Source organism: Clostridium sp. Marseille-P299 (assembly GCF_900078195.1).
GTDB lineage: Bacteria > Bacillota > Clostridia > Lachnospirales > Lachnospiraceae > Lachnoclostridium.
Map to the genome: position 1 here is coordinate 1918176 of NZ_FJVE01000007.1, position 17542 is coordinate 1935717.

At 37.5% G+C, this 17542-nt stretch carries 12 protein-coding genes; all 12 read right to left on the minus strand.

All coding sequences use genetic code 11. The annotated features are described in order from the left end of the window. Window positions 1-36: 36 nt before the first annotated feature. The 12 genes from BN4220_RS16270 to BN4220_RS16325 all read right to left on the minus strand — a co-directional run bounded on the left by BN4220_RS16270 (window position 37) and on the right by BN4220_RS16325 (window position 17530). Window positions 37-2106: a glycosyl hydrolase 53 family protein gene (locus BN4220_RS16270; protein WP_066718849.1), complete on the minus strand. Its 2070-nt coding sequence runs from the start codon at window positions 2104-2106 to the stop codon at window positions 37-39. Between the two features lie 29 nt (window positions 2107-2135). Beyond that, the gene (locus tag BN4220_RS20310; RefSeq protein ID WP_066718857.1) at window positions 2136-2342 is read right to left on the minus strand and encodes an RICIN domain-containing protein; all 207 of its coding nucleotides are present in this window, start codon (window positions 2340-2342) and stop codon (window positions 2136-2138) included. Next, window positions 2329-4371 carry a beta-galactosidase gene (locus tag BN4220_RS16280; protein WP_066718859.1) on the minus strand — a complete coding sequence of 681 codons (2043 nt, stop codon included), beginning with the start codon at window positions 4369-4371 and terminating at the stop codon, window positions 2329-2331. Before BN4220_RS16280 ends, BN4220_RS20310 begins: the two co-directional genes overlap by 14 nt. 88 nt (window positions 4372-4459) lie before the next feature. Further along, window positions 4460-6166 carry a glycosyl hydrolase 53 family protein gene (locus BN4220_RS16285; RefSeq protein WP_066718860.1) on the minus strand — a complete coding sequence of 569 codons (1707 nt, stop codon included), beginning with the start codon at window positions 6164-6166 and terminating at the stop codon, window positions 4460-4462. Window positions 6167-6234: 68 nt separating this feature from the next. Next, complete coding sequence (locus BN4220_RS16290; RefSeq protein WP_347477144.1) at window positions 6235-7269, minus strand: LacI family DNA-binding transcriptional regulator; 1035 nt, start codon at window positions 7267-7269, stop codon at window positions 6235-6237. A gap of 134 nt (window positions 7270-7403) precedes the next feature. Further along, window positions 7404-8975 (minus strand): ABC transporter substrate-binding protein, encoded by a 1572-nt coding sequence (locus BN4220_RS16295; protein ID WP_066718864.1) that lies wholly within the window; start codon window positions 8973-8975, stop codon window positions 7404-7406. A 98-nt stretch (window positions 8976-9073) separates the two neighbouring features. Beyond that, window positions 9074-9994, minus strand: coding sequence for a carbohydrate ABC transporter permease (locus BN4220_RS16300; protein ID WP_242867808.1), 921 nt, complete (start codon window positions 9992-9994; stop codon window positions 9074-9076). 11 nt (window positions 9995-10005) lie between these two features. Next, window positions 10006-10941: an ABC transporter permease gene (locus BN4220_RS16305; protein ID WP_066718867.1), complete on the minus strand. Its 936-nt coding sequence runs from the start codon at window positions 10939-10941 to the stop codon at window positions 10006-10008. A 614-nt stretch (window positions 10942-11555) separates the two neighbouring features. Beyond that, window positions 11556-12560, minus strand: a complete 1005-nt coding sequence (locus tag BN4220_RS16310) for a galactose/methyl galactoside ABC transporter permease MglC (protein ID WP_066718870.1) — start codon at window positions 12558-12560, stop codon at window positions 11556-11558. 11 nt (window positions 12561-12571) lie between these two features. After that, on the minus strand, window positions 12572-14083 hold the full coding sequence (locus BN4220_RS16315; RefSeq protein WP_066718872.1) for a sugar ABC transporter ATP-binding protein: 1512 nt from the start codon (window positions 14081-14083) through the stop codon (window positions 12572-12574). Window positions 14084-14147: 64 nt separating this feature from the next. Next, window positions 14148-16064 (minus strand): substrate-binding domain-containing protein, encoded by a 1917-nt coding sequence (locus BN4220_RS20705; RefSeq protein ID WP_082812354.1) that lies wholly within the window; start codon window positions 16062-16064, stop codon window positions 14148-14150. Window positions 16065-16486: 422 nt separating this feature from the next. Next, window positions 16487-17530: a galactose ABC transporter substrate-binding protein gene (locus BN4220_RS16325; RefSeq protein ID WP_066718881.1), complete on the minus strand. Its 1044-nt coding sequence runs from the start codon at window positions 17528-17530 to the stop codon at window positions 16487-16489. Window positions 17531-17542: the final 12 nt, after the last annotated feature.

Below are 17542 nucleotides of genomic sequence, written 5' to 3' on the forward strand. Positions count from 1 at the left end.
TAGTTTACCGTTGCTGATTACCACCATAAATTATTATCAATCAGAAATTCTATTTAACGTAAAGTCATCCACAGTTCCCCAGCTCTTAGCATTACACTTTATCCTCACACCAATTTTAAGAATACCATCCGTAACCTTTATTTCAGGTATGGTAGGATTCTTCCAATCTCCATAAGTGGTTACCATAAAGGAAACGTTTTGTTCTTCTCCGTTCGTAATCGCATATAACTCCATAACAGAATCTGGAGAAATGTCACCACCCTGAGAATAAACAGAAAGCTGATACATCCCAGGTTCCAAGTCGCCTAATTCCTGCTCAATAGAAAATTCCATATCCGAATCTTCTGACCAAAAATGGTAAGCAATATCACCAGTATACGCATCCTTTGCATTTTCCTGATAATCCGTTGGATTATATTCACCTGCATAAGTAATCTTCCACATGGAAGTATCGGAATCCTCAAAACTTGGATTTTTAACAAGGTTAATCATCTTAACCTCTACCTGGCAGGTAACAGTCAAACCATCCGTAGTAGTCCCCGTAACCTCATAGGTACCAGCAATGTTTGTGTCCATAACAGCAAGCTGTGTCTCATCCCAAACAACAGCAGACTTTTTATTTGATGAACGTTCATTGTAAATAATATCAACCGCTTCAGGAAGTTCAATTTTCTCACCTACATTGCAAGAAATATAAACCTTAGGAATATTATCAATTGCTAAAGATGCGTTTGAACCATATTGTAAGTACTTGAATACATTTAAGGATGCAAGTGGATAGCCATCAAAATCAAACATTGCCTGATTGTCCCATGAACAGCCACCGTAAAACAATCCCGCTTCTGTCGGGTCATAATCAGCCGCATAGCTACTTGCCCAACCGCTTCCAAACTCTTCCCAAATAGGAGAATTATCTTCTGAAGCTTTACCAACTGGAATCCATGTTCCCTCCCAATAGAATACACCGAGTACACCGACTTCATTTGCCGCTGCACAGATATCACGAATCATACTAGCTTGCCCCTGTACGGTTGCAGCATAACCATCCACTAGGTCATCTATGCCGTTGAAGCTATTCCCACTGCCATCCCCATCTTCGGAAGTATAACAATAAGAGGTTTCTGCAATCATAACTTTTTTACCGTAATTATCTATGATATTTTTAGCAACCGTCTGCATATTTTCATTTGTACCATCCCAGAATGGATAATAAGACAACCCAAAGATATCATAATCAAGTCCAAATTCTGACAGACTTGAAGCTATTTTATTTATTTCATGACTATTCACAATATTCGTATAATGTACGGCAATCTGAATCTCTTTTTCGTAAGTCTTTGATATTTCACGAACTGCACGACTTCCTGATTGCAAAAGATTCATTACCTTAGGCATACCTATTTCACCGGACATACCTTTATTGATTTCATTACCAATCTGCACCATTCCCACATTTACACCTGCGTCAAGCATTTCTGTAAGACTTTCTATTGTAAATTCATAGAGTGCATCGCATTTTTCATCATTACTCATGCCTTTCCATGCCTTTGGTACATGCTGTCTTTTAGGATCAGCCCAGAAGTCAGAATAGTGGAAATCAATGCAAACCTTCATACCATACTTGGTTGCTCGCTTTCCAAGTTCGATAGCAGTAGCAACATCATTATTTCCTCCACCATATCCGTTGCCGTTTTCATCGTATGGATCATTCCATACACGCAGACGTATGTAGTTTACACCGGACTGTGCTAATGTCATGAAGACATCCTGCTCTTCACCTTCATAGTTATAATAGGTAACGCCACTGTTTTCGAGCACAAGTACAGAAGACGCATCCATACCTCTTATAAAGTCATCAGAAATAGTTTCAATCGGTTCAACATATATATCAGATTCTTCAGGACCATCTGGAAGTGGAAATATGACTACTTCAATATCTGACTCTTTTTGTGTTAATGCTTGTGTTTCTTTGTCCGACTCTGTTTGTGTTGATACCTGTGTTTTTGCGCCAGACTCAGTACTGCTTGCTCCACAACCTGACAAAACTGTGGAATAAAGACTAACAATGATGCAGAAAGCCATTAATTTTATGTGAGATTGCCTCATATATATCCTCCCAATTGTAAAGTGACACATTATTCTGCTTTTTCCAAATACCAACGCTGGCATGCACCGCCCCAATAGGTCCACTGAGCAATATTTCCACCAGATTCTGTACTCCTATTGTACACATCAAGACAAGAAGCACTGTTAGTAACCCTCGTTTTTATTGCGTAAATGCCCTCTTGTATTTCTACAATTTCAAATTTCTGGTTTGTAGGGCTTGTGTTAACCACCTTCATTAGACGATTGCTCTTCGTTATTTTCCTTCCAATAAACGGCTGTCCCATACTGTCCAATAACTCCAGTATCGGAGCCCATAAGAAGCTTCCATTCTGTATCCTCCAAGCTGACATAGAATGCTTCTTCATTGAAATTTTGTATAAACAGGAATATTTTCGTATCATTCTCTCTTGAAGTCACCGATACTCCTTCCGGTATAGTAAAAGGCACCGGAAGCAGCTGTTTTTCCTCTGCTAGTTTCTGACATAAATCATCATAGAAGCTTTCTTCGAAATCTGCACAAATATAGTAAGCTGTGCCTTTTTCATACGAATTCCGCACGAATGCTGGAGAGCCTGCATAAAAATCAGATTCATAAGTAAGAAGTGTCTCTGCAGAATCTGTCCTAATCAGATCACAGAAATTCTTACATTCATATTGCTTTTCCTCTTCAAAGAATTTTCCTGTTGATTTACCACAGTTACGATCATCATCGTAAAGAGCATCCAGTTCGGTGCTTCGTAGTCCAAAAACGTCCATAAGCTGATGTGGTGTTCCGCCTAAATGACACAGATCACTTTCATTTACTATTCCTGACCAATAAGTCATAACAAAAGTTCCACCTGCAGCTATGAAATTACGAATTTTTCTTTCAATATCACTGCGGAACATATAAAGCATTGGTGCAAATACTAAGTCATAGTCTTTTAACTCTTCTTCCATATCCAGAATATCTACATTTAATCCAAGCTTTCGTAAACCATGATACATTTTTTTCAGAGTATCCTTATAGTGGAGGTCCCTGTTTCTTGGTCCCTGGGAATCCTCCATCGCCCAACGGCTTTCACAGTCATGCAGAATTGCAACTCTTGCTTTTGTTTTGCTTCCCACAATTTCTGAAAGCTGGGTCAGCTGACTTCCTACTTCTGTGACCTCTTTAAACACTCTGGTATCCATACCGCCATAATGATCAATGACTGCACCGTGGAATTTCTCACTGGCACCACGGCTCTGGCGAATTTGAAAATACTGAACACTGTCTGATCCATGGGCAATAGCCTGTAAGGAAGCAGCACTTAACATTCCGGGACGTTTTAACTTGCTAACACTCTGCCAGTTCGTGGCGGACGGGCAGGACTCCATCAAAAGGAATGGTTTTTTCAAAAGACTTCTCATAAAATCATGTTGAAAAGCTGTATCGAGCGCCGTTTTTTTCTCCTCCTCTTTATGCCAGGTTGGATAGTTATCCCAGGAGGCAATTTCTATCAGTTCCTTGAACTTATGATAATTTAGGCCTTTAAAATCATACATCATATTGATTGTAACAGGAAGTTCTGAACCACCATCCCGAATGGCTTTTTTCTCCCATGAAACAAAATCTGCTGTCTGGTCTGTTACAAATCGTTTCCAGTCCAGATTCAATCCATGAAGCATCTGTTCTCCCTTTGGTGACGGGCTTTCCACTTGTGCAAAGTTCTGGTAAGTGTGACTCCAGAAGGTCGTATTCCAAGCTTTATTCAAAGCTTCAATCGTTCCATATTTTTTTTCAAGCCACTGCCTAAAAGCTTTCTGGCACAAAGGACAATGACAATCTCCACCGAGTTCGTTGGAAATATGCCAGATGGTCACAGCCGGGTGATTACCAAACTGCTCACTAAGTTTTCGGTCAATCTTATAAATTGCTTCACGGTACACTAAAGAGGTATAGCAGTGATTATGTCTTCCACCAAACAGATTTTTGGTACGATCTGCATTTACCCGAAGGACCTCTGAATAAGCGTCTGCCAGCCATTTTGGTCTGGCTCCAGATGGTGTTGATAAAATGACAGAAATTCCATTTTCGTAAAGATCATCCAGAATCTGCTTTAACCAGTCGAATTCATAGAAACCCTCCCGTGGCTCTAATGTTGACCAGGAAAACATACCAAGTGTTACTTCATTAATATGGGCTGCCTTCATGTATTCAATATCTTGTTTTAAAATTTCTGGTGTATCCAGCCATTGCTCTGGATTATAATCCCCACCGTATATAAATCCTTTCTGCTTCATAACATCATCTCTCCATTTTTATTTTTTATGGTATGTGCATAAACTGCACATACCAATGACACGATTTATCTTCTTGTAAATATAAAGATTATGAAAAGAGTTGAAATTTTCGTATTAGCCCATACACTGGCGGTGATTTTATTTTTATTCCAACTGTTATTTTTCCAGGTTTACATAAGACATGTTTCACTTCATAGATTCCCCATTCATGCTCGGTGGGATGAATCATCGTCTCACATATCTCTTCTGATGTCTTTATAAATAAACGTATCTCAACATTCGTGGTATCTGTTCCTTTATATTCCACCTGCAGATTATAGTAATCTTCTTTGGTAATGTCCACCTGCTGACTGACACAAAAGGTAAAGTTCTTTGGAGACTCCACACGAATGGCATTCAGTGGCGGTGCTGGAAAAGGATCTTCAAATTCCGGAAAAAGCTGTACAACAACCTGCTCTTCTGATTTTTCCAAATCCCACTGAGTCAGCCCGTTATCCCAGTTTGTATCTGAAAGCAAATTCTTTCTGACAGGCATCTCTTTGAATACCTGAACTCTACAGCTAACGGGTTCTTTTACGCCTTCTATCTTTCCTTGAATGGAATATGTTCCTTCCACCCATTCTGGCAAATCTGTTTCCCAAATTACCGATTTCTTTTCTAATGTACCATCATAATACAGTACGGAAAGCTGTTCTGGAAGTACTGGGTATTTGCCTTCCTGAATTTGAAGAAGTGGTGGTTCATATACTTTCGCTGTCTCCTTGCTACGAAACTTTTCTCTGCTAAACTCAAAAGAATGAATTCCTTCTAATACCTGTCCGTTTTCATCGAGAAGTCCCATGTTTTCAGCCCATCCACCTTCCCCTGGCTGTGGCATACAAAGAGGTTCCCAATAGTATACACCACACCCCATCTGATTCGGAAGGGAAGCTGTAATATTCATAACTAAGTCCAGTACCTTTTTCTGCCCTTCCGGTGTGGCTAGAACTCCAGCAATCTTTTCCTGACTTTCATCGATAAATCCATGCGCACTCTTTCTCCAGGCATGAGCTGTCTCCACAATCATAATTGGCTTCTGATAATCCAAAACCAGCTTACTTAAAGTCTCTTTTAAATCCATGAAGGTTCCATGCCAAAACGGATAGTAAGACAGTCCTATCAGGTCAAAATCCTCTAAACCTGCCTCAAAAGCTTTGTCGAACCACTCTTTTATGTAAAAATAACGTCCCCCCTGGTCCAAATGAATCATAATTTTCATAGTATCCGAATCTGCAACTGCTCTGGCACCTTGGATTCCTGCATTCACCAGCTCAACCATTCCTGTATAATTAGGAAGCTCACCTTCGGGAAAAAGCAGACCACTTCGAATCTCATTTCCAATCTGCACGATTTCTGGAAGAACTCCTTCTCCCTTTAAAGTCAGCAGGGTATCTCTTGTATAGGTAAATACTGCTTCTTTTAATTCTGAAAACTCTAAATTTTCCCAGTCTTTTGGCTTTCTCTGCTTTCCCGGGTCCGCCCAGAAATCTGAATAATGAAAATTTAGCATAAAGCTCATCTGATGTGCTTTGATTCTTTTTGCCATCGCAATGGTATCTGAAAGATTACAGTAACCATTTGATTCCTCCACATTTTCTGGATTATTCCAGAGTCTGAGACGAATTGCATTCACTCCGTATTTTTTTGCAAGATCAAACCCATCCATTTCATTCCCATCAAAATCTTTGATTTTCATTCCCTTATCTTCCAGCTCTGGTAGAAATGAAATATCCATTCCTTTTTTAAATTCCTGCATGAAACTTCTTCTCCATTCTTGTGTAACGACTCATAGTAACTGTGCAATAAATACACATACTTAGTAGTTTAATTTGTCGATTTACGGAACAAAATATCATAGTCTATCATTGTTCTGGTTTCGTATGGTCTCCCCAAAAGACACTGAATCAACTGTTTACCTGCCATATTTCCCATCTGACTTGCTGCTACATTCACTGAGGTAACCGCAGGAGAATAACACTCTAAATTGGGGCTGTTATAAAAGGATGCGACTGCAATATCCATTGGAATCCGATAGCCTTCTGCATGAAGTCTTGACATAATCATGGTGCAGACTTCGTCATCTCCACATATAACACATTCTACTTTTTGTGCTATGAGATTACCAATGATAGAATCCAAAAACTCCATTTTTACTGTACCATTATAGAACAGCTGTTTCTGCTTTGGAATTCCATTTTTATACAACGCCTTACAGAATCCCTCATGCCGCTTTTTATCTACAATAAAAGTCATATCCTTTAGTAAAAGAGCAAACTTTTTAAAGCCTCTTCCTATCAGCATGGAAGTCATTTTTTCTGCTGCCTCTTCATTATCTGTATCAACCTGAATCACATTCTCATACTGACAGCTTCCTGTGATTGCAGTCGGAAAATTCATATCTGTTAGATACTTAAGTGCCTTGTCATCTTCAAGGCTTCTAGTCAGAACAATCCCATCTATTTTTTTATTTTCAACAAGAAACTGTAGTTCTGAAATATCATGCTGCTTTCCTATTGTAAGTAGAACATTATATCCGAACATGGTTGCAGATTCACAGATTCCAAGCAAGCAGTTCTGAAAATAATTACCACATCCATAATAAATATCTGCTGGAAGTACTACCCCGATATTATGGGTACTGTTTTTCGCTATTTCTTTTTCTTCCGCCTCATGTTCAATATTCCTTACAAAGTTCTGCACTAGCTCCACGGTTTCTTTCCCGATTCTACCTTTTCCAGACAGTGCTCTAGAAATGGTACTTTTTGAAAAGCCTAATTCACGCGCGATTTCATCTAAAGTCATTCCTGCTCCCCTACCTTTTTTAATTCTTATACTAGAATGAAGGCTTTCTATTTCAATCTACGTCTAAGAATTTAAGAAGGGCTGCTACGATTTCTGTAGTAGCCCTCCCACCCTTATGCTTTTTTATTTGTTAAATAATTGTAACTGTCAATTGTCAAATCAGTAACTTCTTAATTTTAGATTACAATAAATTAATTCGCCTGCTTCGATGCTACATATTCAGCTGCCTGACGGTTAAGTTCATCTAATACAGCTTGAATTCCAGCACTTTCTAGCGCTGCATTCAATTCTTCAATTGATTTATCAACATCTTTTACAAGTCCATTTTTCAATGGATCAAAGTAAGTACCAAGTGCTGCTTCTACTGCTGCAAACTGTGTACTAACAGTTGTTGAGTCAAAGTTAAATCCATCATATATATGATCTGCTTTGATATTGCTCACAAATGCTTCCTGTAATGCATCGTGCGTATCATGTAATGGTGTTCTGTCTACAATATATTCTGTTCTCTGGATGCTTGCATTGTTCCATCCCCAGTTACAGTTGCTGCTGACACCATAGCCACTCTCATCGATTACTTTATACTGGTCATCGCCTACTGCTTCCCAATGTTTACCTTCAATACCAAGCATTGCAAGATCATAGACATCTGGGTTCGTATAGAACTCATTTAATACCATCATAGCTCTTTCCTTGTTCTTACTACTTGCATTGATTGCAACACCATTGTTAATGTATGAGTTGACTTTTTTTGGCTGTGAAGCGACTGGATCTACGATTGTAACATTCCAGTCTGGATTTTCTGTGTTTGCCTGTTTTGCATAAGTCATACAACTTCCAATGTTCCAGATCATTGCTGCCGTTCTTCCTGTAAGTAGACCTGTCTGCCTTTCATCACTTGAGTTTAGTACATCACTTGACCAAGCTCCAGCATCGGCAAGTTCTTTCATCTGGAGACAGTAATCACGGAAACCATCCCATTTCGTAGTTAATGTGAACTCTAAATTTTCTGGATTCTGTGTGTTATAAAGAACAAGCTCTCCGCCTTGTGGTGCTCCACCTGTAATTGTATATCCCTGTATCTGGAAATACTGAAACCATGGACCACCTTGGCTTGCATATATACCGTCTGCAGCACTAGCTTTATAGAAACGAATCAATTCATCCCAACTTGTAATATTATCAAAACCATATTTTTTCATTAAATCACCACGAACCGCCATAACATCCTGTCCAAATTCGTTTGAATAGTTTGGAACCATGTACATCTGTCCATCAATTTTTGCTTGATCCCATGCCATTTTTGGTACAACATCCCAGATATCAGGTGCATAAGTCTGTATAAACTCTTCTGACAGAGGCGCAAATCCACCTAAAGCAACCGTCTGTTCATAATGACACCAGCTTGATGCTGTAAAGATTAAATCGAAATCTTCCTGTGAAGAGAATAGAAGTGAATACTTTGTACCATGATCGCCCCAAGATAAGAATTCTACATTCAATGAGCAATTTAATTTTTCTTCAAGAATTTCATTAATTTTTCCATAGACCTCGTCAAAATCTGGTGTTCTGTCCCCAATCAGATACATGGTTAGATCTACATGCTCCGATGTATCAACAGCTGTTGTGCTTCCCTGACTGCCAGTAGATGTACTTGTAGTGTCTGGAGTTTTTTCAGTCTTAGAAGTGCAACCTACAAGCATTCCTACTGTCATTGCAGTTGCCAGTAAAACTGATAATACTTTTTTCGTTCTTTTTTTCATAACATCCTCCTTGAAATAATTAAATCTACTTAACCTGCATTACTAAAATGAATTTTATTCACTGGGAAATGCTCCCTAATGCATGAATTTGATTGGGCTTAGCCCTTTACTGATCCAATTGTAATACCCTGAACAAAGTATTTTTGAACAATTGGATATGCTAAAACGATTGGTCCAGTTACAACGATGGTAAGTGCCATCTTTAAAGTCTGAGTTGGAAGTGTTACCGCACTAGCTATGCTACTTGCCCCTACAGTGTTAAGCAGTTTCTTGTATGCTTCGATATTATTTATCTGCTGATACAGGAAGTACTGTAATGGATATTTATCCGGGCTCTTTATGTAAAGCATTGCATTGTACCAGTCATTCCAGTATGCAAGTGCAATGAAAAGTCCAACGGTTGCAAGTGCAGGTTTAATCAGTGGGAAAACAACCTTGAATAATGTACGGAACTCTCCACAGCCATCAATTTTTGCCGCTTCAATAAGAGAATCTGGAATTCCCAAAATATAACTTTTCATTATTAGCAGATTGTAAACACTGAAGATCATTGGAAGTAATAAAGCAAGGTAACTGTCACGTAGATTTAATTTCTGTGTAATTAATATGTAATATGGAACAAGTCCACCTGAAAACAATGTAGTAAAGTAAAAGAAAAGCGAAAATATCCTTCTCCATTCAAAATCTTTTCTAGATAAAACATAGGCAGTCATAGTCTGAAGTAATAGACCAACAACAGTTCCTATAACCGTTAACCCAATTGTTGTTGCATAAGCTCTAACTACAACGAATGGATCTTTGAATACTGTCTTGTATGCTTCTAAGCTGAAATCCTGAGGAAGAATGCTAAAACCGTTTTTAATTATTGCTTCTTCGGAAGATAAAGAGCCAGATACAATCATGATAAATGGAACCAGGCATATTAATGCGATCAGCCCTAAAAATGCGTATGCAATAATGTTCAGTACAATAACATCGGAACCTTTTTTTATTTTATTTGAATGCTTGGAAGATACCACTCTTTCACCTCCTAAAATAATGTATAATCTTTTTCGTATAAACTTACTAATTTATTTACAATCAGAATTGTAACAAAGCAAAGAACTGACTGATATAGTCCAATTGCTGCTGACATTCCAAAGTCATTACTACTGATTAAAGCACGGAAGGTCAGGGTATCAATTACGTCTGTGTAGTTATATAACAAGCCATTATATCCAACCAGGTTGTAGAACATATCAAAGTTTCCTTTAAAAATACCACCGACTGATAATAAAAATAAGATAATTGTTGTTGGCATAATCGACGGTATTGTTACTCTAAAAATTCTCTGAAAAACATTTGCTCCGTCAATTTTTGCTGCTTCATAAATTGATGTATCAATTCCCATGATTGCGGCTAAATACATTACGGAACCGTATCCAATTCCTTTCCATACACTAAAGAACAAAAGAATAAATGGCCATACCTGTGGTGTTGTATAGAAAGAAATCTTTTCTCCACCAAAGTAGGTAATCAAGCGATTTAAGAATCCGTAATCCGAACTAAAAATGTTAAATGCCATAACACCTACAATAACCCATGAAATAAAGTATGGTAAAAACATTACAGACTGTGTAATCTTACGGTAGTATTTATTATGAATCTCTGTCAGCAGGATAGCCGCTGCAATCTGTGCAATTGTATTAACTACAATAAACATAACGTTATATAATACTGTATTTCTGGTTACTAACCCTGCCTGCCCTGATTTGAAAAAGAATTTGAAATTCTCAAGACCGTTCCATGGGCTTCCCCAAATTCCGCCTGCGTAATTGTACTTCTTAAATGCCATTACAATTCCCGTCATTGGATAGTAAGCAAAAATCAGTGTATAAATCACTGCTGGAGCAAGCATGAGTAGAAATACTCTGTATTTGTAGAGTTTTTTTAGAAAACCTCTCCATCCACTTTTTTTCGTTTTCATAATTCTCCTTCCCTTAATGCGCAACGTTTATTTGTTGCTCAAATATATTTTTGTCTATAATTATATTATACTTTTTCGTCATTTTTTTCCAATGCACATAATTTCCAATTTTTTTTTGTGCATATTGTGCATAAGTTCTAAATTTTTCCATTATTGCACAACTTTTACATTTTTTTATTGCGCACATCGGTAGTTTGAAAATTCTTACAAACGGCTTGAAGATAATATGGTGAGTTAATTATCGATCCACATCATTTATCCTTAGAGTGACTAAGCAAAAGTCAAGTAAAAACACTACAAAAACAAAGTGTGCTCCACACACTCTCGTGAGCAAAAATCTGCATAAGCACACTTTGTTCACGCAACCACCGGGTGTCGCAACTTTTTTGTGACATCATTCCTTACCTAGTCGTGTGCATCCGCCGGAGGCTTTTAATTAATAGGAAAGTTCGAAGAACTCTCCTATTAATTAAAAAAAGACTACCTTAAAATGTAAACACATAATAAGATAGTCCAAATAAGAACGGAAACAGTTGAATATTAAAATATTAACACGATTAATTACTTACTGCGACAGCTATTATTAACTGTTCTAAATTCGAATGAAGAATTCCCTACTTCTTCGCAATATACTTCCGAATATCTAGCGCAACTGCAAAAACAATCACAATACCTTGAACAATATACGTATAATCCGATGGAACGCCTAAGAATTGCAACGAAGACTTTAATAATTCGAAAACCAGCACACCCACTAATATACCAGAGATTTTACCAACGCCACCATTGGTAGAAACACCACCGATGGTACAAGCAGCGATTGCTTCTAATTCATAGCCTTGACCATAATTTACCGTTGCTCCTCCTGATTTCGAAGCTAACAAAAATCCCGCAATCGCATATAATCCTGCTGCTAACGTATAAATAATAATCTTAGATCTTGTTACATTAACACCGGATACTTCAGCGGCTACTTCGTTGCCACCAATAGCATACATATATTTTCCGTGTTTCGTTTTATTATATAGAAACCACATAAGTGCTCCTACCACAACGGCAATTACAAGTAAGTTGGATAAATTTTTAATCTTTAAAAAATCCCCACCTGCAATTCTGATAAATTCCTTACGAAAACTTCCAAGAGGTGTTGCTTTTGTATACACAAGACAAATACCATATACCGCAGTTTGAGTACCTAAAGTAGTAATAAACGGTGGAACCTTTAGATAAGTGATAATCAGACCATTCATTAAGCCAATCATACAACAGATGATTACCGTCAATAATAAAACTCCTAATATAGGAACATTCCCTAAGTGAGGAAAGAACTTGCCAGACGCATCTGTTCTTTGTAGCAGTGTTGCTGCAATACAAGCACCCAATCCTACAATTCTACCAGCCGATAGGTCGGTCCCCTTTGTAATTAAACATCCACTTACACCCAGTGCAACTAAAAACCTGATTGCTGTGTTCATTGAGATATTTTTAAAATTAGTCAATGAAATGAAGTTGTCTTTGGTTATTCCAACGTAGATTACCATAATAACTAAAATTACAATAATTGTATTGTTAAATAACAAATTCAAAACTGATTTTTTATTAATGCTCTCTTTATTCATTGGAATTCCCCCTATTTAAACTGTGTGGCAAGGTTCATAATTGCTTCCTGGCTTGCTTTTTCACTTGGTAGTTCTCCTGTAATTCTACCATCACACATTACGATAATTCGATCGGACATCCCCATTAGTTCAGACATTTCAGAGGAAATCATCAGAATGCTTTTTCCTTGCTTCGCAAGTTCAGCCATTATCGTATAGATTTCATACTTCGCTCCAACATCAATTCCTCTTGTAGGTTCATCAAGTATTAATACGTCTGGGCTATTGGCTAACCACCTTGAGATAATAACCTTTTGCTGATTACCACCAGATAACGATTGAATTAGGGTTTTATTACTAGGCGTTTTTATGCTTAGTTTTGCTATGTTTTCTACCACAAGTTTATTTATTTTCTTATGATTTAAAATAATTTTATAATCTACGTATTGCTTAAGTGAAGCAATTGATACGTTGTCTTTTACGGATAACACTCCAAAGATGCCGGAACCCCGGCGATCCTCAGTTAATAAAGCAATGCCTTTATCAATGACATCTTTCGGCTTCCGAGCTTTTATTTTTTCCCCTTTGTATATAATTTCACCTTCTACGATATTGCGGATACCAAATATGGCTTCCACGAGTTCGGTTCGTTGAGCTCCTACTAAACCGCCCAAGCCTAAGATTTCTCCTTTTCTTAATTGAAAACTACAATTTTTAAAGGATTTCTTATGGATACTTGTGAAGTTCTTCACTTCTAAAATAACTTCTCCAGGAGCATTTTCTCTAGGTGGGTATATATTTGTTAACTCACGTCCCACCATCTTCGTAATAATCAGATCTGTAGTTAAATCTTTCGCTTCCCAAGTACCAATGTATTTACCATCTCGCATGATTGTAACATCATCGGATATTTGAAGGATTTCGTCCATTTTATGCGATATATATATAATGGATACTCCTTTTTTTCGTAAATCATTAATTATCGTAAATAATGCCTCCACCTCATTGGAGGTTAAGGAAGAGGTAGGTTCATCCATAATTACGACTTTGGCATTCATAGAAACAGCTTTTGCAATTTCAACCGACTGCATTTGTGAAACAGAGAGCGATCCCAGTTTTTCTTTAGGATCAAAGTCCATACGAACTTCCTTTAGTAAACGTTCCGATTCCTCATACATTTTATCATGGTCAATTATAGGAAGAACCCACAATAGCTTCTTTGTAGGATATCTACCGCAAAAGATATTTTCACCAATACTACGCTCAGGAATTGGCTGTAGCTCTTGATGTACCATGGCAATTCCTTTTTTTAATGCATCGTCCGCATTGAGGATTGTAACCTTTTCACCATCTAGCTTAATCTCACCCGTGTCCATTTTGTAGATTCCAAAGAGACATTTCATTAAGGTTGATTTGCCAGCGCCGTTTTCTCCCATAAGAGCATGAACCGTTCCAGGACGTACCTTTAGGGTGACTTGATCCAAGGCCTGAACTCCAGGAAAGCTTTTGCTGATATCGGTCATCTCTAATCTATACTCAGCCATGTGCCTACACCTCCCTTTGCAAAGAGCTGTATGCAAAACTTTGCTACAGCCCTTTGCTTTTCTATTATTTTACTTTTACATAGTCAACGGTATATTTTGCTTCTACCTTAGTACCACCTACCATTTGTGCACCAACATCTGCTGCAGTATGAGACTGGCCAACATGATCATTTAATACAGTTCCTGTAACGGATCCTTCTTTTACGTATTGTACAGTTTCATCAAGTGCGTCTACACCTACTAAATAAATGTCTTTACCTACTGTTCTACCTGCGGATTCAATGGCAACTTTAGCTCCATTTGCCATAGCATCATTATTACAGAAGATTACTTCAACTTCATTTCCAAACTGAGTCAATGCATTCGCTGCTAATTCTTGCCCTTTTGCTTGATCCCAATCACCACGTTGTGCAAACAATTCTTTTACCTGCATGCCCGCATCCGTAAGAGCTTTTACTGAAAATTCAGTTCTATATTTAGCGTCTACATTTTCTGGGTCACCGATAATCATTACATAACTTATAATGCCGTCCCCGTTGATGTCTCCTTTATCTTTTTGCTCTAAAATAATTTCACCTTGGAAGGTTCCTGATTGTCTTGCATCTGCTCCTACATAAGTTGCATTTATTTCATTCTCTTTCCAACGATTTAATTCATCCTCGCTAGGCTCACGGTTAATAAATACTGCTGGAATACCTGCTTCTGCACACATATCAGCAATTACTTCGGTAGAAGAAGCTTGCACAAGATTAAGTATAAGCAGATCTACTCCTTGAGTAATAAAGTTTTGTATCTGGTTCGTTTGCTCTGCTTGATCTCCTTTTCCGTCCATCACTGTAACTTTTGCGTTGTAGGTAGCCTCAAGATAGCTTTGTAATTCTTCTCTATAAAGTGTCATAAAGTTATCATCAAATTTATAAATACAGATGCCAACCGTAAAATCTTTTGCTGTTTCACTGGTTTCTTTCCCTGTTTCTTTACTTGTTTCTGTAGCTAAGTTTCCATCGGACGTAACCTTTACATAATCTACTGTATACTTGTGCTCTGCCTTTTCACCTTTTGCCATCTTCACAGCCACATCTGCTGCAGTATGAGACTGACCTACATGATCATTTAATACAGTACCGGTTACGGTTCCTTCTTTTACATAGGCAACGGTTTCATCAAGTGCATCTACACCAACTAGATAGATATCCTTCCCAACAATTCTACCAGCTGCTTCAATCGCAACTTTCGCACCATTTGCCATTGCATCATTATTGCAGAAGATTACTTCTACTTGATCACCAAACTGTGTCAAAGCGTTCGCTGCCAATTCTTGACCCTTTGCTTGGTCCCAATCACCTCTTTGTTCAAATAAATTTTCTACTCCCATACCAGCATCTGTTAATGCTTTAATCGAATACTCTGTTCTATATTGTGCATCGACATTCTCAGGATCTCCAACAATCATAGCATAGCTAACTTTTCCATCCCCATTGATATCCCCTTTATCCGATTGTTCTAAGATAATTTCACCTTGGAAGGTTCCAGATTGTCTTGCATCTGCTCCAACATAAGTAGCCTTTATATCCTTATCACTCCAACGAGTAATTTCACTTTCACTAGGCTCACGGTTAATAAATACAACTGGGATACCTGCTTCTGCACACATATCAGCAATTACTTCGGTAGATGAAGACTGCACTAAATTTAATATCAATACATCAACACCTTGGGTAATAAAGTTTTGGATTTGATTGGTCTGCTCTGCTTGGTCCCCCTTACCGTCCATGACAGTAACCTTCGCATTATAAGTAGTTTCCAAATAACTTTGTAATTCTTCTCGGTAAAGAGTCATAAAGTTGTCATCAAATTTGTAAATACAAATTCCAACCTCCAGTTGATCCCCAGTGTTCTTAACCGTTTCTGTTTCCTTTTTACATCCGGCCATAGATACCACCATTAGTAAGGTTAGTAACAATACAAAAATTCTTTTCATATCATCCCTCCACGCTTCCAATGCTTACAAGCATTATTATGTTGTTAAAAATATACAGATTCCTTATCTAAAATCTGAAATATTTATTACAACTATATAATAAATTTTACAGGGAAGATTTTCCATAGAATATTCTATGATTATAGACGAATTTTCTTCAATTTGAATATATTTTCTATACAAAATCGCTAAAACTATTCGTTTGTATGGAACTGACCTATTCTAATTCTCTACAAACATCCCCCACTACTTTAAATTGGAAAAGTCCATAACTTTCCTAAAATTAAAGGACATGTTACAGACTTATATTTGTATTTAATATGCCACAAATACTTCCTAAATCAATAAAGCATCTAGTTTGTTAGTATAATCAACGAAAAAAAGTTAATGTAATTTAACACTCTTTCTTCTATCCAACTCCACTACTCCACTTCTTTCAATGTAAGCTTTTTCTGCTCTATTCGAACATATTTGTTATCCTCCAAAGTAACCACCTCAGAGACATCCCCTCCAGTGGTTAAAGCATAGGCAATATCAAAAATTGCTTTCGCATGAAGAGTGGTATCACTCATTACTGTTCCGAGGATTTTTCCTTCCTTAACAGCATTAATCCCTTGAGGCGTTCCATCAATTCCTACAATATTATGAAAACTATAATTTGCACGATCTAGGGCATCTACTACACCCAGAGCCATATCATCATTATTACAAATAATCAATTCAATTTGGTCTCCATATAACTTATGCCACGTTTCCATAAGAGCAGAAGCTTGTGTACGCTCCCAGTTTGCAATTCCACCCACCAACTTTTCCAATTCCAAACCACTATTCTTTAAGGTTAGTACTGACCACTCGGTTCTAACCATAGAATCCTGATGCCTTATTTCTCCTTCTAGCATCACGTATTGAATCGTTCCATCCCCATTGATATCAATACTCCCTGGATCTGCTTTGTAAGCATCTATTACTAATTCTCCTTGTAATACGGCTTGCTTTTTTGCATCAGAGCCTACATAATACATCTTCTCCCAACGATTCATGTCCTCCTCTACTGGCTCACGATTAAAAAATACAATTGGTATATTGGCCTCCATTGCTTTATCTATAATTGTTGAAGCTTCCGTTCGATCCACCATGTTAACGCATAGGACATCATATTTAAGTGAAATAAACTTATTAATTTGATCATTTTGTATGCTTTGATTTTCATTGGCATCTGCAATATCGATTTTAATCTTAATTCCCTTTTCCTGTTCTATCATTTTAGCGTAATCATCCAAATCCCCCATCATGGTGGAGATAAAAGTATCATCCCCACGGTAGATTGCAACACCAATTCGAATAGTTTTATTATCCTTATCTTTGTTATTATTTTGAATCATGTGAGTGAATTGATAAATACCCACGATTACACAAGCAATAAATAGAATGATAAAAATTAACTTTTTATAGAAACGAACGCTCATAAGCACCTCCAC